Genomic DNA, 18,579 nt, shown 5'->3' on the forward strand with positions numbered 1-18,579 from the left:
TCAATCCTAAATTTTAATTTTTTTAAAAAAAAAGTTTAACTGAGACATTAGGCCTCAGCTTTTTTCTTGGAATTCTTTTTGTCAACGATTACTAATTTTTCCTCTTCTTCGTCAACTTCCATTACTATTGGGTCAGCTTCAAGTGCCCCAGGGTCTTTTTCTACACATTCATTGATTTTTGATTGAATTGCAGCAATATCTTCAGTATCGATTAAATCAACAATTTCCAATTGCTGTTGGAATCTTTCAACACCGTCGAGAGGAACGTTTTCAACGAATGGAATTGCCCCAGTAGCTCCGATAATTTTCTTTTTATCCGGATCTGCTCCGTTTTCATGCAATGCCTTAAAACTTTGACCAGTAATATGTCCCTGCACTTCTGCACCAGCCAAAATCAGGAATCTAATATTCGGATTAGATATGATATTTGCAACTACTTTCTCAATACCTAAATTTTCTGTTTTACATGGTCCTGCAATAGCTGCTCCTGATAATTCGGCTTCAATGTGAGAAGCAAGAGTAGTTACTGCAACAGGACTTTCTGGATCTCCTACAATATAGTCTCCACTGATTACTGGCCAACCATCTGCAGGAGCTTTTTTATCAGCCATGATATTTCCTCCTAATTATATAATTGAGATTTTATTTGAAAGTATATTTAAATATTTTGTAACTAAATTTGATTAGTAGTATAACTCGGAAGGTTTTCCGATGTATTCAAAGTCATCCTTGTTTTCAAGATACTTTACACCGATGACTTTTCCATCAGGGAATTTTGTAACAACACTCATTCCATCGGTAACGTCAATGAGAATCAGTTTGGTGTTTTTTTCACCTACAGTTTCTATTTTGATTATTTCATCGTTTTGAAGAAGTTCCGCATCTTCGAAATCATTGCTGATATCTGTTGAATACCAGTGCTGAGGCAATTTTACCCGAATATCCAAATCATCTAATAAATCTTTAACATGCATTTTCATACCCTCTTGTATTTTTCTATATAAAAGTTTATTTAAAATACTTATAAATATTTTGTAACTTTTCAAGGGTGTAAAGTAGTATTTAAACTATAAAGTGTATCTTACCCTTATCAATTTCATCCAGAACATGTGCCTTAGGAATATCATCAGAATGGCCGACTGCAAGAATTCCCACAATTCTAAAGTGATCGTCAATTTTCAGAATATCTCTGACAATCTCTTCAGAATCTCTGCCTTCTTTAGACCTTAAGTGAATCTGAACCCAACAGCTTCCAAGACCCAATTCGGTTGCCATCAAATGCATATGAGTCAGGGCGATTGATGAATCCTCAATCCATGTGTCTGCAATTAAAGCATCTGCAACAACCACTATTGCCTTATCTGCACCACCTATCAAATCTGCGCCATGGTCTTTTGATTTTGCCAATTGGGTTAATGTTTCCTTGCGCTCAACGACCATGAAATTGCATGGCTTTCTGTTCCTGCTGGTCGGAGCAAGAAGCGCTGATTGAAGAATTTTATCCAATTCATCCTTTGTGACCGGTTCGGTGTTGAATTTCCTTGTGCTTCTTCTTTTAAGCATTACATCTATAAGTCCCATGACAATATTTTTAGAAAATTAAGTAATTATATATTGTGATATAGGATAAACAGAACCAATGTTTGAAAAAATTACATGACTACATTAATATCAAAGACAGACACGATGAAATTAAAAAAGTCATTGGGAAAATAATATTTGATTAATTGTTAAATCAATTTAATTGAAGAAAAAAGAGTTATAGATTATCATAATAATCATCATCCACAACTTCAAGCCATTCGTTGGAAGTGTCTTCGCCTGGAACTTCAACAGAAATATGGCTGAACCAGGAGTCCCTTTGGGCACCATGCCAATGTTTGACATTCGGCTTTATTTCAACAACCATCCCAGGTTTTAGCTCAACTGCATCCAAACCATCTTCCTGATACCATCCTTTTCCTGCAACACAAATCAAAACCTGCCCTCCGCCTTTTGAAGCATGATGTATGTGCCAGTTGTTTCTACACCCAGGCTCAAATGTCACATTGGCTACAAAGAGCAGATTATCATTCACATCAACCAACGGATTTAGAAATGAGTCCCCTGTGAAGTATTCATCAAACATTTCGTTAAAAACGCCTTTTCCAAAAATATTTTCATCATCAAAACCAGACATAATGTTGCACCTCTCAACAATCAATATTCAATAAAAAAAAATTTCGAAGCTACGGCAGTGCAACTTCGAAATTTAAGATTTTTCACGACTTGTTAATTAGTCACTTAATACTTATTACTCTCATTATTTATAAAGTAACTGGTTTTATCAAGATTGGGAAAACCCCTCACATGTCCTGATTGGTAACCAAACACTCACCAAATCTTTAAATAGCTAAAAAATAATGCTAATTCAAGGTGATTAGTATGTTGAACTTTGAAAAACTATCAAAAATATATTTTAGTCCCTCAGGAAGTACTGAAAAAATAGTCAATGAAGTTGCAAAAAACTTCAACATGAACCGTGAAAACTATGACCTGTTAAGTTTTAATGAGTCAAAAACATTCACAGACGAACTTGTGATCATTGGAATACCTGTTTTTGACGGAAGAATTCCAAAACTTGCATGCAAAAGACTATCAAAAATAAAAGGAACAAATACCAAGGCAATCGTGATTCTAAACTACGGAAACATTGACTATGGCGATGCACTACTGGAACTTGTAGAACTTCTAAAAGAAAACAACTTCCAAATCGTCGGCGTTGCAACAACAGTCAGCCAGCATTCGCAATTTAATGATATTGGAAGCAACCGCCCAGATGCAAGCGACATGGAAAGAATCAATGAATTTTCCCAAAAAATAATTGAAAAATTAAAAAACAATACGACCAACGAGATTTTTGTAAGCGGATACAAACCGTTTCCAGATTACAAGACACCGGATTTCAGCGTATTATGTGACGAAAATCTCTGTGTTGAATGCATGGACTGTGTCTACACCTGTCCAGAAGAGGCAATTTCTGAACTTACACCAACTAAAACAAATTTGGATGACTGCACCCGATGCACAACCTGCATCAACGTTTGTCCTGAAAGTGCAAGATCATTTGGCGGTGCAAATTATCAGAGTGAATACGAGAATGCGATTTCAAATAATTTAGAAAGACATGAAGTAGAATTTTTTATGTGAAGCACATCAGTGTTTCACATATTTTCATACTCAAAACAATATTGATACAAGCTTAAAATTTACAATAAGATTATAATATTGTCTTAATTGCATAATAGATACATTTAAAAGCTATAAAATCAATACTAAATAAATACAAAAAGTATTGGTGAAAAATATGCAAGTTAAAAGCAATATTGATTTTGAAAATATAACCCGAATGAAAGAAATTGCAGACATATACAAACTAACAAATCAAAAAGAAAAATACGAAAAATACCACAAAAACATAATAAGCATCTGCGACAGATTACCAAAAAGCGAAAAAATCCTACAATACAAAATACATTCCCTAAACTGTTTGAATAAACCATATAAATCCCTAGAAACAACAAATGAATTATTAAATATAAATCCCTACAATATGGGAGCTTTATTAAATATCATAAAACATATGAAAGAGGGATTGAATGTTTAGGAAAAATATTTTAGAAAAAACCATCAAACAGGGTCATGACCACCTTAAAAAAGGCGAATATATGAAAGCAAAAGACATGTACCTAAAAGCCCTTGCACATGATCCGGACAACATTTCACTCATAAATAATCTGGCACAACTATACAGCTTTCTTGGAGACAAATCCAAATCAGCAGGATATAGTGAAATTCTTTTAGAAAAATGTAATCAAATGCTAAGATACCAAAAAACAGAAGAGACATTAATTTTTAAGGCAAATGCACTCATATCTTTAAAAAGGCAAAACCAGGCAAATGAAGTGGTGGATGAAATACTAAATATTAATCCCGATAATTTAATAGCACTGTTTCACAAATCCCATTATCTTGAGAAAAACAAACAATACCCCGAAGCAATTGAATATCTTGAAAAAATTCTAAAAGAAAATCCAGGCAACATTGCAGCATTACTTTCAAAAGGTAGAAATCTAGTCGAACTGGAGAAATTTGAAGAAGCTGAAAAATGTTTTAATCTTGTTTTTGAGATTGAACCTAAAAACAAGGCAGCAATAAATTTAAAATCAAATATGTTTAAAAAGAAAAACAATCTCACATTAACCTCACATGATTTAATGTTAAAGGCCGTTGAAAGCTTTGAAATGAAAAACTTCAAGGCATCTGAAGACTATTTTAAAAAAGCATTGGAAATGAATTCGAATTTTGATGAAATATGGTTTGCACAGGGAGAGCTGTTCATACGCACTGGAAGAATTGGTGCTGCAATAAATTCCTTTAAAAAAGCATTTGAAATCAATCCCACAAGTGGAGGGATTGAAAAGAAAAAAGAATTTTTTAAAATGCTCAATCGTATGAAAATGATTAACAAATTTCTTGGATATGAAAAGAAGTTTTAGATATTTAATTTAAAACCTGTTCCGATAAACTGAGCAACATCACGTCCAGTATCATCTGAAATGTCAACATTTACTATAGATGATGTTCTGCCACTTTTACGACATGTCGCTTTAGCGATTAATTTTTCTCCTTTTGGAGCAGACAGGTAATGAATATCAACTTGCTGAGCAACAGTTAGCTGATGAATCTGATTGGATAAAACCGCAAAGGCAAAATCGGCCAGTGTGAATATTACTCCACCCATCACTCCACCATATGCATTTTTGTGTTCATCAGTTACCATTAAACTGCAAATAGCTTCATCTTCAGTTATTTCGTCTAATGTTATTCCAGTATTTACTGCAAATTTGTCTTTGTAGAAAAATTCTCTTGCTTCTTCTAATGAGTTAAAATTAGCCATAACTTTACACCTACGTAATTATTATTTTTTTAAATTAATTAAGTTTTTGAATAGCATATGTTCAAAAATTTTAAAATTATTCTAAAAGACCATCATATTAACTCCCATGCATCATCAAGAAAATCCCTTGAATAATTCAAATATTGCCATATGACCAGTTTAGAGAGATCATCTGAATATGAATTGAAATATACTGTTTTTAGCTCCTTACACAAACAAAACTTTTCAAACAGATGCCTGCTGAACAGATTGTTATCAACATAATTTACTTTGAACAGATACAGCAATCCCTCATGAGTCTTGCATTCAATCCCTCTTTTTATGAGTAACGCTTTAACTGCCGAAAACATTGTCATATAACTAATGTCAATTATTGATGATGATTGTGTTACATCAAACAAAAATTTTCCAGCCTCCAAATGTTTTTCAGCCTTTTTCATCCATAATTGTTCCATTTCCATGATAGGAATATTAAATTAAAATATTTATAAAGTTTTTGTTTGAAATGAGAGCAATTTTACAAAGTGAAAGCAATTTTACAGTATGAAATCAATATTTCATTACCTGCAAAAACAAAATTAATATTAATCCAAACTATGATAATTAAATACATGACAAACTTAACTTTTAAAATAGCTGAAAGAAATGAATCCAGTTTAATCTTAGAATATATTAAAAAACTTGCAGATTATGAAAAAAGATTAGACGAAGTCATTGCAACAGAAAAAGACATTGAAAAATGGGTTTTTGATGAAAAACAAGCAGAAGTAATCTTTGCACTTTTAGATAATGAAGTGATAGGCTTTGCTCTATACTTTTTGAGTTTTTCAACATATATCGGAAATGTCAATATGCACCTTGAAGATTTATTTATCGAACCAGAATATAGAGGAAACGGTTATGGAAAAGCTCTTTTAAAAGAATTAGGAAAAATCGTACTTGAAAGAAATTATGGGCGTTTAGAATGGACATGCCTATCCTGGAATAAACCAAGCATTGATTTTTATTTAAATATTGGTGCCGAGCTAAAAGATTGGGAATTATTCCATTTTAAAGGTGAATCCTTAGAAAAATTTGTTAAAGAAAAATAGAAATGATTTAATAATATTGATGTAAATTAAATTTCTAATTTAAGCTCAAAGGTCAGATAAAGGTATTTTACTATTTTTAATACCATTTTCTAATTTTTAACTCTTGGCTGAATATTACTGATATTATTATTTATTTTTTAATCCTGAACTTGCAAGTTCTAAAAAACAAGGTGAACACCAATTCACAAACCGATTATGCCAATATATTTCCTAATTCATGTGGTTTTAGAAGAACAATAAACAAATTATGTGAAAAACAACCCTATGAAAGGGTCATTAATCACATTCGGAATTTTGTCATACTTTTTTCTTTTATTTGAAATCTTTTTTGTGCAAAAAATTATTACAAATAAAAAGGCATATGTCCCACCCTCCTTCCCCAATATAATGAAATAATTTCCATTATAAATATGATTCAATCACTTGAAGATGCATATTGTCTCATCCTTGTTCATGTCATGGTACAGTTCCGCATTACCCTCATTAAAGTCTATAACCTGCACCATATCATATATCTCATCATTCAAGTTAGGATTAATGTCTTTTAGGATATTTGAATATTCAAAAATCATATCCTTGTTAAATTCTATTTTCTTCTCGTTTTCAAACAGTGCCCCGTAGTATATTTCAGCTTCCACCAGATCCTGGAACATATGACTTCCAAAGGACAATTCAGGCATGTAACCCACTTCACTATAGGATTCCTCAAGAATTGCATTAAAATGACTGATGTCAGCAAATACTACCGGAATGCCCAATTCAGGAGAAGATGTACCTATTCTTCCGGGAACGATTAAAATGGCGTTTTTGTCATTATTTTTACAATAAGCGTTCACATCACTGATTACCCGGGACAGTGAGCTTTTTTGAGCATACGGATATTCATAATACTTATGAGGATCAACATAACAAATCACATCTATACTGCTTTTACGTGACATTCCCATGGAGGATTCCCTGATGTGGAAGAATACGTTTTTGTCTTCAGGCATTTCAATGGATTCATTGTTTATTGAAACCTGAAGCGGACGGCATTGCAATAGGTTTATATTGAATGACTTATCCTCAGCAACATTAACTGTGTATTCAATATCCACTGGATAATCATAAGCCTCCTCAAGAGTGCTTAGAATTTCCTTCATCACATCAATGAATTCCTGATTTTTCACAAGCCCTTCACAGTTGACAAAAACAATTTCACGGCGCTGACCACGTTCACGGAACCTTCTTTCAGCTTCATGATCATGCTCGACCAAAACCCTTTTTGCATAGCTTGGAATAACCTCCAGACCATCATCAACAGGAATGTCATGCAGACTGATGCTTTCAAAATCAATGACATCCAGATAATGTTGGGAATACCTGTGCTTTTCCTTAATGTCCTTCATCAATGTCACTTGAGGCTTATCCAGATTGATTATTCTTGGATAGTCCTTTTTGGTCCGGTCAACCGCTTTTGTACCAAGACCCATAACAAGCCTCAGCATTCCTTTGCTGTTGTCCATGTCCGGAAGAGGAGAGTATGGACTGTATGAAAATCCGACACCTGCAGCAGTCGGGAAGAGATAATCATCATAATAAGATCCTGAAACCCTTTGAACCAAAAGTGCCATCTGTTCATCAGTATCATCAAGACCGTTCAGTTTCCTGTACTCCAAAGCGGAGATATTCATGGTACTTGCATAAACCACTTTCACTGCATCCTCAAAAGCGGCCAAACGCTCTTCAAGACTGCCTCTGTTCACGCAGAATACTGATTCGTATTTGCCTGCAAATGCATTTCCATAGCCGTCCTCAAGAAAACTGCTTGAACGGACAATTATAGGACTTTGTCCGAAATAATCCAGAATATGGATGAATTCCTTTTTGATTTCTTCGGAAAATGTACCGTTTTTAAGACCTTCTTCGAGTTTTTTACCGTACTCATAGTAGCCCTCTTCCGTTCTCTGATTTACTCTCAAGTCCCATAAATCATTTGAAACAATGTATGTATAAAATAAATCAGAACCAATATAGAATGAATCATCAGGCTCAAAATTATTATTGTATATGTCAGGACAGTTCTTTTCAATGATTTTTCTTGCAAGAAGCATTCCGCAGGATTTACCTCCCACTAACCCGCTTCCCACACGACGGTCATAAATTGTGAGATAATCTTCAAAAGTGAAGTATTCTCTGATTTTGGAAAGCATCTTCTCGTCCTTGGTCATCATGAGTTCACAAATCTTGTCGCACTCGTCATCGATATTCTTGCCTTCACGATACTTCATTCTGACCTGAAGCATGTAACGCTCCCAGCTGTCCAATGTCTGACCGTTTTGATACTTGTCGGAATCGTTGATTGTCTTGTAGTACTTGCTTACTTCATGGCCTTCCTGAAGAACCTTAACGGAGCCTATTCTTGGATTGAACTTATGTCCCAAAAACATGGTTTGAGAATACCTGTTCCACACCTTCAACGGTGAAACATACACTTCTTCAGGAGAATTTGAGTACACATTCAAGAAAAGCTGTGTGGTTTCCCGGATTTTTGCTATAGCATCATATGAATGCCTTCCACGAATGATTGGGAAATATGCCACAGTATCAAGTTTAAACAAAAATGGACATGTTACCCTGAAGAAGTTTCCCATCATCAAATCAGTTGACCAGACCGCCTGAAGGTCACTTAAGCAGTCAAACACGTAAAACGCATCGAATCCTTCCTTTTCAATGATCCTGTGAACTTCAAGGGTGAATGTTTCAAACTGATTGTATGGGTTAACCTTATATATCTTAATCCCGTCACGTTCAATCATTGAAAATTCAGTGTCAGGATTTTTCTCTTCAATTTCAAGCAGTCTGAAATCATCTTCTGTCATTTCAATCAATGGAGGATGATTTGCAAAGCGAATGTATATTAGGTTCCTGTTGTCTTCCTTTGCCTGTTTTATATAAGGATTGACAAAGTAAGAAAACTCATTCAAGTTTGTAACATTCCACACCACATTGTCCCCTAAGCGAATATTATCCAGAGCATTATCAAGTCCCGGAATTCCTGATTTTATTCTATCGAATGCTGCCATAATCATATCTCCTTAATTGTTTTAATTAATCATCTGCCAACCATTGGAACTCCGGTCAGTTGTGAAGCCTCCATGGTTAATGCAACCAAATCCTGACGTTCAAGTTTTTCCACATCAGTATTTCCAGCCTGCTGAGTTAATGCCATTACTTCCTGAGTCATTGCCTCAATATAGTTTGCAACCTGCTGACCTTTCCTTATCGGGTCCAATCTTCTTCTAAGAACCCTTTCCTGGGTTGCAATTCCTTTAGGACATGTTCCTTCAGAACAGGTCTGACAGACTTTACATCCAATTGAAATCAGCGCGGAAGTAGCGATATAAACTGCATCTGCACCTAGAGCAATAGCCTTTGCAACGTCTGCACCTGATCTTATTCCACCGGCAGCCACAAGACTTACCTCGCTTCTCAGGTTAATGTCTTTCAATGCATCATCCGCTTTTACAATAGCTTCAATTGTTGGAATACCCGCATGTTCTGTAACGACTTCAGGTCCTGCACCGGTTCCTCCCTGCATACCGTCAACAACGATTATATCAGCACCGGCTTTTGCAGCAATTTTAACATCCTGCTCGACTCTTCCTGCAGCGAATTTGACTATAATCGGCACTTTCCAGTCTGTAATTTCCCTCAACTGGTCGATTTTCATACCCAAATCCTCAGGCCCCACAATATCCATGTGCCTTGCAGGACTCAATGCAGATGTTCCTTCAGGAATATTACGAACACGAGCAACTTCAGAAGTCACCTTATGTGCAAGCAGATGTCCGCCCATACCGGATTTTGCACCCTGACCTATTTTAATCTCAACAGCTTCAGCATTGTTCAAGTAACTTGCTGAAACACCATAACGGCCAGATGCATATTGGGCAATGAGCTTATCTGCATAATAGCGCTCTTCAGGAAGCATTCCACCCTCACCTGTATTGGCGATTGAACCGACCTTGCTGCTTCCAATAGCCAATGCCATTTTTGCCTCTTTACTTACTGCACCAAATGACATTGCACCGATCATGATTGGAGTGTCAATTTCAATCGGATTTTCAGCGAACCTGTCACCAAGCACCACTGAAGTCTTGCAGGGTTCCCTGTAAGAGTCAATTGGCGGTCTTGAAACCTGTGCCGGCAATAAACTTAAATCATCAAAAGATGGAACTTTTCTTGTCAGTCCGCAACCTCTCACCTTATATGAGCCAGATTTGCTTTTGCGTTTGATTTCAACCATTGTTGAGTTTGACCATATTCCTCTTCCCTCATCTGAAAGAGGCCTTACGTATATCGCATGTGTAGGACACATTTCCTCGCATATTTTACATCCCACACAATTTTCCTGATAGATTGGCTGAGGCTCATCATTGATTACATCATAAACGTCATGAGGACAATTTGAATAGCAGCTATAACAGTTTTTACATGATGCCCTGTGAGGATTGTCACATAAATACCAGCAGCATCCCGGTCGGTCATTGTTCTGTTTGCAGATTTCCATTTTTCTCTCAACAGTGAATGGCATCTAATTCACCTCCTCCAATTTTTTCAATGGCTTGAATACCGGACAGACTGAATATTTTGTTCCACCGGACCTTACTACCTCATCGATGTCACTTGTGATTTTTGCATAAGGCTTCCATGCAATGTGGTCTTCCTTATCGACTATGAGCGCATCAGTTACAATATCATTGGTTAATAAGTAATCAAGCAATGTTGTGACTATTGATCCGTCCTGACCCTGAGTGTGCTTTATGGATTTGACGGACAATACCTTAATGTAATCACCAATTGCTTTTGAATTGTCGTTTCTTAACTTTTCAGGTATGAAAGTTCTTGGACAGACCTCAAAGCAGGCATGACAGTCACTGCGACATTCACCTTTCATTCTAGGTTTTGTATCATCAATTGTTATCAAATCATCAGGACAAACATATTCGCATGCACCGCAAAGAACGCATGCTCCAACATCAACGACATTGGATTTCAAATCCATGAACTGGGACTCTGAAATTTCTTTTGAAATTGAATCATCAGACCTTTGCCTTTGATACAATACCGGTCTTGCAAAGTATTCCCTTTCCTCAATGGTTTCAAGGTTTTTGCTAATTTTTGACTCAGCGATTCTGGTCAGTAGCTTGAACTGTGATTCTGTCAGGTCTTTTGCTTTGATGAATTTCTGTTTTATTGCTCCATCAACTATTTCTTCACCTTTTTTGGTTCTTACAATCACTGTTGACCATCCCTCATCTGAACCTATGGAACCGATTGAAATGTCTGATGTCTCAGATGTCAGCTCAACACATATATTGCAGTTTTTCCTGAGAACCCTTTTAGCTTCAAATAATGGTATTTTAACTGTATCTTTAGTTTTAAGCAATAAGAATACGAATCCCTTTTCGATTTGGAATTTCTCAATATCATCCATTTTCAAATCATACTCCTTAAGGAGATTTCCAAAGTATCTGTATGAGAAGTTCTCCATACAGAAAAGCCCTAATTTAACATCAATAGGGCTATCGGTATAATGCTGTATTTTGGATGCTGCCATAATTTCACATGGTGTTCCAACCATAGCAATTCTTCGTTCACTCATTTTATTAGCTCCTATTGTATATTAACGATTTTTTTAAAGTTTGTATAATCAATGTCTGTTAGTTCAAAACCATATCTTTCAAGAATCTCTTTTAACTCATTTTGATCCTCAAGTGTGGTTTTCTCCATAACAGCATTTTTTCCAAGGCTTTTCACATCCCCAAGAACATATATTGTTCCTCTCATGATTGATTCACCAACATCATCAGTCACATCACCAAGGATGATGAGTCTTCCACCCATCATGAGAAGTCCTGTCATGTACCCGCTGTTTCCGCCGATTATGACAGTTCCGCCTTTCATTATCTCACCTGTTCTTGAACCGACGCTTCCTTTAACTATTACTGTGCCTCCATAGATGCCCTGTCCTGCACCGTCTCCTGCAGTGCCTTCAATGACAAGTTCCCCTTTGGTCATATTGTCTCCTGCAAACCATCCGGCGTTTCCGTTGATGTGTATTTTTGGTCCGTTAACCATTGTTCCAACAAAATAACCTGCAGAACCGTTGATTTCAATGTCAACATCTTCGGTTAAACCGGCACAGATGTTGTGGGCTGATTCGGGATTGTTGATTATGAGCTTATCATGATATATGGCCTGTTCCTTTACCATACGATTTAATTCCTTCACGTCCATATCCTTTGCATCAATAACATACTCTTTCATGGATAAAACACTCCTTAAATTGTATAAGCCCTTGTCTCTCCAGGAGCAATTTGTTCGATTTTATCTGAATCTGTCACATCATGCAATGCCATTTCCTCTGAAGCAATTGCAAATATCTCATCGGTTTCCACCATAACTCCAGGTCTTAATCCAAGTTTGTCCTTTGCAATGCCTATGCCGTTAGGTGTTCCGACCAGTATTGAAAATGGACCATCCAAATCAATTACCGCCTGATCCAGTGCCTCTTCCAATTTATAGCCCTGATTGAGTTTGTCCGCCATGTAATGAACAATACATTCAGTGTCGTTGAATGATTCAAAAATGTGTCCTTTTCTCTCTAAAGGATCCCTTATTTTCCAGTAATTTGTGATTTGACCGTTATGGACTACAGTAATGTCCGGTATGATGTAGCTTTGATATGGGTGTGCATGATAGCGGTCAACTCCACTTTCTGTTGCAAAGCGTGTATGTCCAATACCATGAGTTCCCATCCGGCTTGAAACATCAAACCTTTCTGCAATATCCTTTACTTTTCCAATGTCTTTAATCATTTCAAATGAGTGTGAACCGTTGATGACCCTTACGTTTTCAAGTTCATCAATTTCACTTATGCATGGCTTAAGAAGTGAAAAGTCATCCAATGCTATTTTGCATTTGTATACGTCTGAGTCTCCAACTGACACAATCAGTTCCTCTTCAAATATCGGACTGAATTGTGTTAATAATGATTTTAAATTTTCCAATGCTCCTCTTTTTCTTTTAACTTCAATGTTTAACTGATAATAATTTTCAAGAAAATCCAAACCTCCGTAGATTGCATAACCTGCGGAATCTGGACCTCTGTGCTGCAGTGATTCAAGCATTGATGTCAATGCTTCACCTACATTGTGGGTTTTTTTATCTTTGTATATTACACCTGCTATTCCACACATTTTTTTACCTCCAAAATAAAATAATCGGCGAAATAGACAAGTTAATTAAAACCTGAAAAAATTCATGGCTTTAATTCACATATGCCTAATAAGTAAGTAATCCTAAATTTACAATATGCCTTAAATTAACAATTCCGAAAAAAAATTTTAATGTATTGGCAGTGCATTGACCGCCAATTTGATAATGAAATTCTTTTACACGTCTAGGTATTCATCTCTTTCATAATCGAATACCTGTATTCTGTATGCATCCCATTCCGCTCTTTTGATGCTGTAGAATTGATTGAACACTTTTTCTCCAAGAGCGTTTTTAACCATTTCATCTTCCTCCAATGCATGGTATGCTTCCCATAGACTTGTTGGCAAGCTGTTGATTCCTTTTTCTGCAATTTCATCTTCAGAAAATGCAAAGAGGTTTTCTTCAGTTGGTTCACCCGGATCGATTTTATTGTCCATACCATCCAAACCTGCTTCAAGCAATACTGCAAATGCAAGGTATGGGTTACATGATGGGTCTGCGGATCTGCATTCGATTCTTGTACCTAATCCACGGGATGCTGGAATTCTTAGTAAAGTGGATCTGTTTTTAAATCCGTAAGCAATGTAGCATGGTGCCTCATATCCCGGTACCAAACGTTTGTATGAGTTGACAGTCGGAGATAGGATTGAAGATAAAGCCGGTGCGTGTTTTAGCAATCCTCCAATGAAGTATAATGCTTCCTGTGAAATCTGGGTTTCAGTGTCAGGGTCATAGAAGATGTTTTCACCATCTTTGAATAGGCTCTGATTACAGTGCATTCCGCTACCGTTGATTCCGAGGAACGGTTTTGGCATGAATGTTGCTTTAAATCCTAAATTATTGACAACTGCTTTTACAGCTTCCTTAAATGTTATTACTGCATCAGCTGTTTTTAAAGCGTCTGCATATTTGAAATCAACTTCATGCTGTCCTGCTGCCACTTCGTGGTGGCTTACTTCGACATCGAAATCGAGTTTTTCCAGACCCAGTACAATTTCTCTTCTGATGTCTGTTCCCTGATCCAATGGTTCCACATCAAAGTATTCTGCTTCATCAGCCGGGACGTAGTTTCCATGTTCATCTTTTTTGATAATGAAAAATTCCGGTTCGGGACCCATGTTGAATTGGTATCCCCTTTCTTCAGCCAATTTCAATGATTTTTTAAGTACTCCCCTTGGGTCTCCATCATATGGTTTTCCTTCTGTAGTGAAAATATCACATATGAATCTACTGGTTCCTTTTGATTCAGGTCTCCATGGAATTGTTGAGAAAGTGTTGATGTCAGGTTTTGCAAGAAGGTCACTGTCATTGATTGAAGCAAGTCCTGCAACGGATGAACCGTCAAACAGCAATCCGTCTTTTACTATATCTTCAACGTCATCTGCTTTTTTAAGTGGTACAGCCATGCTTTTAGGCAATCCATGTATATCTGAGAATTGTAGTTTCAAAAATTTTATATCATTTGCGTCGATTGTTTTAATTATCTGATCTAATTTTTTATCTTCGGTTGACATTTTTTCACTTCATTTCTTTGTATATTATCCATTTTGTTGAATAATATGGAAAATGGAAAAACCATTTTTGACTTGATGAATTTAATTAAATACATAGTCGGAAGGAAGCTTCCTTCCGATTAATAATTATATAGTTATTGATATATAAAGTTATTGAAAAATGAGTAAAATGTAACATAAATCATTCATAATTGCCGTTTGGAAATTATAACGATACTGAAATATAATCCATTAATGAATGGTGAAAGAAAGAATAATTATTAAAAAAAATAGATTTAAAAACTCCTAAAAAGAAATAAAACAAAATCATAAGATGCTTTGTGCGGGAAACACATGGAGACCCCCTACTTTGAAAAAAATAAATTCTGTTAAAAAATTTCCATTAAACCTAAAATGTTGTTTTCAATTAATTATCATTTATAAGCTAGAAAAATCCAAAGGATTCAATGTACTGAAATAATGAAGAACCACAATAATATAAAAAGTGTAATCTCATCACTTTCAAAATAATTATCTAAAAAGTTATTAATTATTAAAAACAATAAGAGCATATAAGTTTTGAAACGGAGCATGATATTTATGGAAATTTATCATGGAAATACACTACTTGTTAAACATCCTGAAATCAGAATTGAAAAATTACATCATCAACAACAGGATTAAAAACTTGCATAAGAAAACTGATTCATCAATTTTTTTCGGTCTTAACTGTCCGATATTTTCGGACATTACATCACATCTATTCCATTTAGCAATATCTATTACTGTCAACAATATATCACCACTTCTAAATTAAACCATACAATAACATAGAAAAACAGCAAAAGTTTACAAAACAACTAACTAAAGTTTCAACTTTAGGATATTTTCGTAAGGTTAATCAATCAATTATAAATTATTCAAACGGTTACAATTTGTAGCCAGTTCCTCATACACTAATTAAAACCATGTGAAAATATTTTAATAGAATTAATGCATAAAATAAGAATTTAATGCCCTAAAAAAAGAAAAAATAAACAAGGAAATCTATACGATTCCTTGTGCGGGAAACAAGTGGAACCACCCTACTTTTAAAAAATTAATAAATAACCAACAATCAAATATTTTAGAACATAAACTGCCTATCTGGAAAAATCAACCTTTTTTAAATCTTTCAGACATACCCTAGACACATATTCATAGTTGCCCTTTTAAAATTTTTTAATCTGGCGATTGTAGTATTCGGCATCTTCATCACTAAATTCTTCATTATCAAGATAATAATTTATCAGAAAATTGATAGTATAATCAAAGGAGTTATCTTTTGGAGTCATTTCACATAGATTTTCATATGTTCTTAGGGAAATTTCAATTTTTCTTTCAATCATCAAATCACACAATAAGAGTTTTTAGAAACTTCAGTTATCTGAAGTTTCATCAAGCAACTCTGGAGTTTTTGAATTCCTTTTGCTGACTACTTTGCGACCGGTTGCAGATTCAAGTTCTCTTCGAGCATTACCGGCAATATTTCCACCACGTTTAGCAACATCCCTGCTTTCTTTAAAACCATCGGGATTTTCAACCTTGCTGATTTCTGTTGTTGAGGCTTCGGCCAGCATGTTTAAAATTAGCTCCATATTGGTCATATTGTCTCTTAAACCTTCCTTTTTAAGGCCCTTATACTGCTTGTATTCTTTTGTTGACATTCCAGACCATGCCTTTGAGATATCATCAGTTAATATTGCATATTCAACTCCGGGTTCAACACCAACCCTATCCCATTCAGCAGTCAAATCCTTTCGGGTTTCAATGCTCCTCATCCTTTGAGTAATCCATTCTTCAGAATAACCTTTCCTGCGGTAAGTGTCAACTGCTCTTAACATTGCAATTTCAGGGTCAGCCACCTCTTCAAGCCTTTCCTTACCCACTTGAGCCAACCATTGTTTGAATGGTTCGGCTTTAGGTGATGGAACTGATTGAACTATCCTTAATAGTTGTTTGGTTGTTGCAGCATCAGTTTTATAAAATTTATTGTCAGCTGATTTCATTTTGAGTTGTACGATATTTTCGTACAACTGACTTCCTTCTTTTTTTAGTTTTCTTTTCAAGTCAGACCAATACCTTCTAGGATTTTTACTTCCACTAAGAACTGCTATGACATCTATTACTGAATAGTAGTAATCTTCTATTTCCGGATCCCATTTAGTTCTTATTTCATATTCTTCAAATAATTTGATAGCATATTTTTCATCCATAATTTTTCCTCCTTTTAATTTATTATGAACTAATACTCACCATAATATTTATTTTAAAACTTTATATAGTTTTTGATTAAAATAAAAGCAATACTGTTAATTTAAAGCAATTTTACACGTTCACAACAATATTTTAAAGTAAAAGCAAATTTACACACTCATGACAATGGATTAATTATTCCAGAATATCACTACAAACAAACAGTTAAATAATTTAAAAAAAGTTAAAATCATCCAATAGTCAAAAAAACACCCAAACCATCACTCTAAAAAAAACACGATGAACCAATAGATACCACCCTACACAGTAAAACAGAAAAAGTAAATAAAACCATCTGTAAATACTTTAAATACTGAATATTAAACTAAAAAGTATTTAATTATTATGAATATGAATAAAAATTATATAATTATAAAATAACAAATAATTATAATAAAAAAAGAAAAAATAAGCAAGGACATCTAAACGATGCCTTGTGCGGGAATTATTCTATACCACCCTACTTAAAGCCATTTTTTAATACCTGGTAAAATAAAAGTATTACTTTAATTTTAATGAGTCCAATGTTGACCATTTTTGTGTCCCCCAATAGGAATCATTCAATAATCGAGTTTTAACAGGGGTTCATAAGAGGCATCATCAATATTGATTTTCAAGTTTCAATGAAATCACATATCAACACAAATGGAAATGATGAATTTGAAAAACACTTCCGCAATAACAAAAAGGCAATCAATAAAAACAAGGGTTTATAAAAAAAGTAGTCTTTTAATCAATCGTTGCAACGATTATTCAATGATTTAAAATAGATAGGCAGACCAATAAAATTAAAAAAAAAGAGACCAGCCAATTAAATGGCTAATCAATAATGTCTTCATTTTCCTTTCGTCTGTATCCGACAACCAGCAATATCTCACACACCACCGCAAGTGCGATGAACTTCAAAATATCCTCTGGGCCGCTTTCAACAATGTTTTTGGTAATCTCATAAGCCTTGCTTGAATCCTGTGCTCCGCTGCTTCCGGCCCCACCGGCTGAAGAAGCGGAACTTGATGACCTGCCACTGACAGTCACACCATCAACACTCGGAGCATCACTAGAAGTAGAATTTGATGTTGCCACAAGATTATTATAAGAATTATCGGCACTACCCTCGTTGTTGAATGAATTCACAGTCTTGACATTACCCCCATGATTGCTTTTACGTGACAGGCTCTCACCATTGTCACCGCTCAAATCCGGAAAACCGTTATATCCATTGTCACCATCAGCCGCATCCGGACTGTGGAAACCACCAGGACTATTGCCCCCGGTGTTTATTGAGCCACCGCCATTGTTTCCCGGAAGCAAAGGATTGCCACCAGGGAACCCTGGCCTTTGAGGAGCAATTCCACTGCCGTTGATTACATTGGTTCTGCCGTTTACGTTTTCAGGCGGAACATATACAAACGGATCACCGCCGTCAACCTCATCACTTTGATGCTCCAGACCATACTCGAATATTGTGATTACACGGTTTCCTGAAAAGTCATTGTTA

General features: G+C 35.4%; 18 protein-coding genes and 2 pseudogenes. 4 read left to right on the forward strand and 16 right to left on the reverse strand.

The features are described from left to right. Nucleotides 1-95: 95 nt before the first annotated feature. The 4 genes and pseudogenes from mtrA to IJ258_RS04545 all read right to left on the reverse strand — a co-directional run. Nucleotides 96-611: pseudogene (mtrA, locus tag IJ258_RS04530) on the reverse strand (tetrahydromethanopterin S-methyltransferase subunit A); the annotation flags it as partial. 72 nt (nucleotides 612-683) lie between these two features. Beyond that, nucleotides 684-974 carry a hypothetical protein gene (locus IJ258_RS04535; protein ID WP_292803564.1) on the reverse strand — a complete coding sequence of 97 codons (291 nt, stop codon included), beginning with the start codon at nucleotides 972-974 and terminating at the stop codon, nucleotides 684-686. Between the two features lie 88 nt (nucleotides 975-1,062). Further along, nucleotides 1,063-1,581, reverse strand: coding sequence for a nitroreductase family protein (locus IJ258_RS04540; RefSeq protein ID WP_292803569.1), 519 nt, complete (start codon nucleotides 1,579-1,581; stop codon nucleotides 1,063-1,065). A 178-nt stretch (nucleotides 1,582-1,759) separates the two neighbouring features. Next, nucleotides 1,760-2,179, reverse strand: a complete 420-nt coding sequence (locus IJ258_RS04545; protein WP_292803572.1) for a cupin domain-containing protein — start codon at nucleotides 2,177-2,179, stop codon at nucleotides 1,760-1,762. A 245-nt stretch (nucleotides 2,180-2,424) separates the two neighbouring features. Here IJ258_RS04545 and IJ258_RS04550 point away from each other — a divergent pair, with 245 nt between their 5' ends. The 3 genes from IJ258_RS04550 (at nucleotide 2,425) to IJ258_RS04560 (ending at nucleotide 4,538) form a co-directional block, all read left to right on the forward strand. Then, the gene (locus IJ258_RS04550) at nucleotides 2,425-3,189 is read left to right on the forward strand and encodes a 4Fe-4S dicluster domain-containing protein (protein WP_292803575.1); all 765 of its coding nucleotides are present in this window, start codon (nucleotides 2,425-2,427) and stop codon (nucleotides 3,187-3,189) included. A gap of 157 nt (nucleotides 3,190-3,346) precedes the next feature. After that, entirely contained in the window at nucleotides 3,347-3,646 is a 300-nt protein-coding gene (locus tag IJ258_RS04555; protein ID WP_292803578.1) for a hypothetical protein, read from the forward strand. Next, nucleotides 3,639-4,538, forward strand: coding sequence for a lipopolysaccharide assembly protein LapB (locus tag IJ258_RS04560; RefSeq protein WP_292803582.1), 900 nt, complete (start codon nucleotides 3,639-3,641; stop codon nucleotides 4,536-4,538). The genes IJ258_RS04555 and IJ258_RS04560 overlap by 8 nt, the downstream gene beginning before the upstream one ends. Here the strand turns inward: IJ258_RS04560 and IJ258_RS04565 are convergent. Both IJ258_RS04565 and IJ258_RS04570 read right to left on the reverse strand, forming a co-directional pair. Further along, on the reverse strand, nucleotides 4,535-4,939 hold the full coding sequence (locus IJ258_RS04565) for a PaaI family thioesterase (RefSeq protein ID WP_292803584.1): 405 nt from the start codon (nucleotides 4,937-4,939) through the stop codon (nucleotides 4,535-4,537). The two genes, IJ258_RS04560 and IJ258_RS04565, sit on opposite strands and share 4 nt — an antisense overlap. A 92-nt stretch (nucleotides 4,940-5,031) precedes the next feature. Further along, the gene (locus IJ258_RS04570) at nucleotides 5,032-5,400 is read right to left on the reverse strand and encodes a HEPN domain-containing protein (protein WP_292803587.1); all 369 of its coding nucleotides are present in this window, start codon (nucleotides 5,398-5,400) and stop codon (nucleotides 5,032-5,034) included. Nucleotides 5,401-5,463: 63 nt separating this feature from the next. Between IJ258_RS04570 and IJ258_RS04575 the strand changes: the two genes are divergently transcribed. After that, a complete protein-coding gene (locus IJ258_RS04575; RefSeq protein ID WP_292803590.1) occupies nucleotides 5,464-6,030 on the forward strand; it encodes a GNAT family N-acetyltransferase in 567 nt (188 codons plus the stop codon). Nucleotides 6,031-6,449: 419 nt separating this feature from the next. Here the strand turns inward: IJ258_RS04575 and IJ258_RS04580 are convergent, their stop codons facing one another. From IJ258_RS04580 to IJ258_RS04625, 10 genes and pseudogenes are all read right to left on the reverse strand, one after another. Next, nucleotides 6,450-9,095 carry a PEP/pyruvate-binding domain-containing protein gene (locus tag IJ258_RS04580; RefSeq protein WP_292803593.1) on the reverse strand — a complete coding sequence of 882 codons (2,646 nt, stop codon included), beginning with the start codon at nucleotides 9,093-9,095 and terminating at the stop codon, nucleotides 6,450-6,452. 29 nt (nucleotides 9,096-9,124) lie between these two features. Next, nucleotides 9,125-10,606, reverse strand: a complete 1,482-nt coding sequence (locus tag IJ258_RS04585; RefSeq protein WP_292803596.1) for a glutamate synthase-related protein — start codon at nucleotides 10,604-10,606, stop codon at nucleotides 9,125-9,127. Further along, nucleotides 10,607-11,677, reverse strand: a complete 1,071-nt coding sequence (locus tag IJ258_RS04590; RefSeq protein WP_292803599.1) for a Coenzyme F420 hydrogenase/dehydrogenase, beta subunit C-terminal domain — start codon at nucleotides 11,675-11,677, stop codon at nucleotides 10,607-10,609. An 11-nt stretch (nucleotides 11,678-11,688) separates the two neighbouring features. After that, nucleotides 11,689-12,342 carry a tributyrin esterase gene (locus tag IJ258_RS04595; protein WP_292803602.1) on the reverse strand — a complete coding sequence of 218 codons (654 nt, stop codon included), beginning with the start codon at nucleotides 12,340-12,342 and terminating at the stop codon, nucleotides 11,689-11,691. A 14-nt stretch (nucleotides 12,343-12,356) separates the two neighbouring features. Beyond that, the gene (locus IJ258_RS04600; RefSeq protein ID WP_292803605.1) at nucleotides 12,357-13,274 is read right to left on the reverse strand and encodes a glutamine amidotransferase; all 918 of its coding nucleotides are present in this window, start codon (nucleotides 13,272-13,274) and stop codon (nucleotides 12,357-12,359) included. A 195-nt stretch (nucleotides 13,275-13,469) separates the two neighbouring features. Next, a complete protein-coding gene (gene glnA, locus IJ258_RS04605; RefSeq protein WP_292803608.1) occupies nucleotides 13,470-14,807 on the reverse strand; it encodes a type I glutamate--ammonia ligase in 1,338 nt (445 codons plus the stop codon). 639 nt (nucleotides 14,808-15,446) lie between these two features. Next, nucleotides 15,447-15,578 (reverse strand): hypothetical protein, encoded by a 132-nt coding sequence (locus tag IJ258_RS04610; protein ID WP_292803611.1) that lies wholly within the window; start codon nucleotides 15,576-15,578, stop codon nucleotides 15,447-15,449. A 419-nt stretch (nucleotides 15,579-15,997) separates the two neighbouring features. Next, complete coding sequence (locus tag IJ258_RS04615) at nucleotides 15,998-16,174, reverse strand: hypothetical protein (RefSeq protein WP_292803614.1); 177 nt, start codon at nucleotides 16,172-16,174, stop codon at nucleotides 15,998-16,000. Between the two features lie 30 nt (nucleotides 16,175-16,204). After that, nucleotides 16,205-17,041 carry a Bro-N domain-containing protein gene (locus IJ258_RS04620; protein ID WP_292803617.1) on the reverse strand — a complete coding sequence of 279 codons (837 nt, stop codon included), beginning with the start codon at nucleotides 17,039-17,041 and terminating at the stop codon, nucleotides 16,205-16,207. Nucleotides 17,042-17,900: 859 nt separating this feature from the next. After that, nucleotides 17,901-18,579, reverse strand: a pseudogene (locus IJ258_RS04625) (right-handed parallel beta-helix repeat-containing protein); the annotation flags it as partial.

Source organism: Methanobrevibacter sp. (genome assembly GCF_017468685.1).
Lineage (GTDB): Archaea > Methanobacteriota > Methanobacteria > Methanobacteriales > Methanobacteriaceae > Methanocatella.

What these genes read in the sequence shown, in the direction of transcription:
- IJ258_RS04535 (WP_292803564.1), bottom strand. Translation starts at nt 974, where the DNA reads ATGCATGTTAAAGATTTATTAGATGATTTGGATATTCGGGTAAAATTG.
- IJ258_RS04540 (WP_292803569.1), bottom strand. Translation starts at nt 1,581, where the DNA reads ATGGGACTTATAGATGTAATGCTTAAAAGAAGAAGCACAAGGAAATTC.
- IJ258_RS04545 (WP_292803572.1), bottom strand. Translation starts at nt 2,179, where the DNA reads ATGTCTGGTTTTGATGATGAAAATATTTTTGGAAAAGGCGTTTTTAAC.
- IJ258_RS04550 (WP_292803575.1), top strand. Translation starts at nt 2,425, where the DNA reads ATGTTGAACTTTGAAAAACTATCAAAAATATATTTTAGTCCCTCAGGA.
- IJ258_RS04555 (WP_292803578.1), top strand. Translation starts at nt 3,347, where the DNA reads ATGCAAGTTAAAAGCAATATTGATTTTGAAAATATAACCCGAATGAAA.
- IJ258_RS04560 (WP_292803582.1), top strand. Translation starts at nt 3,639, where the DNA reads ATGTTTAGGAAAAATATTTTAGAAAAAACCATCAAACAGGGTCATGAC.
- IJ258_RS04565 (WP_292803584.1), bottom strand. Translation starts at nt 4,939, where the DNA reads ATGGCTAATTTTAACTCATTAGAAGAAGCAAGAGAATTTTTCTACAAA.
- IJ258_RS04570 (WP_292803587.1), bottom strand. Translation starts at nt 5,400, where the DNA reads ATGGAAATGGAACAATTATGGATGAAAAAGGCTGAAAAACATTTGGAG.
- IJ258_RS04580 (WP_292803593.1), bottom strand. Translation starts at nt 9,095, where the DNA reads ATGGCAGCATTCGATAGAATAAAATCAGGAATTCCGGGACTTGATAAT.
- IJ258_RS04585 (WP_292803596.1), bottom strand. Translation starts at nt 10,606, where the DNA reads ATGCCATTCACTGTTGAGAGAAAAATGGAAATCTGCAAACAGAACAAT.
- IJ258_RS04590 (WP_292803599.1), bottom strand. Translation starts at nt 11,677, where the DNA reads ATGAGTGAACGAAGAATTGCTATGGTTGGAACACCATGTGAAATTATG.
- IJ258_RS04595 (WP_292803602.1), bottom strand. Translation starts at nt 12,342, where the DNA reads ATGAAAGAGTATGTTATTGATGCAAAGGATATGGACGTGAAGGAATTA.
- IJ258_RS04600 (WP_292803605.1), bottom strand. Translation starts at nt 13,274, where the DNA reads ATGTGTGGAATAGCAGGTGTAATATACAAAGATAAAAAAACCCACAAT.
- glnA (WP_292803608.1), bottom strand. Translation starts at nt 14,807, where the DNA reads ATGTCAACCGAAGATAAAAAATTAGATCAGATAATTAAAACAATCGAC.
- IJ258_RS04615 (WP_292803614.1), bottom strand. Translation starts at nt 16,174, where the DNA reads ATGATTGAAAGAAAAATTGAAATTTCCCTAAGAACATATGAAAATCTA.
- IJ258_RS04620 (WP_292803617.1), bottom strand. Translation starts at nt 17,041, where the DNA reads ATGGATGAAAAATATGCTATCAAATTATTTGAAGAATATGAAATAAGA.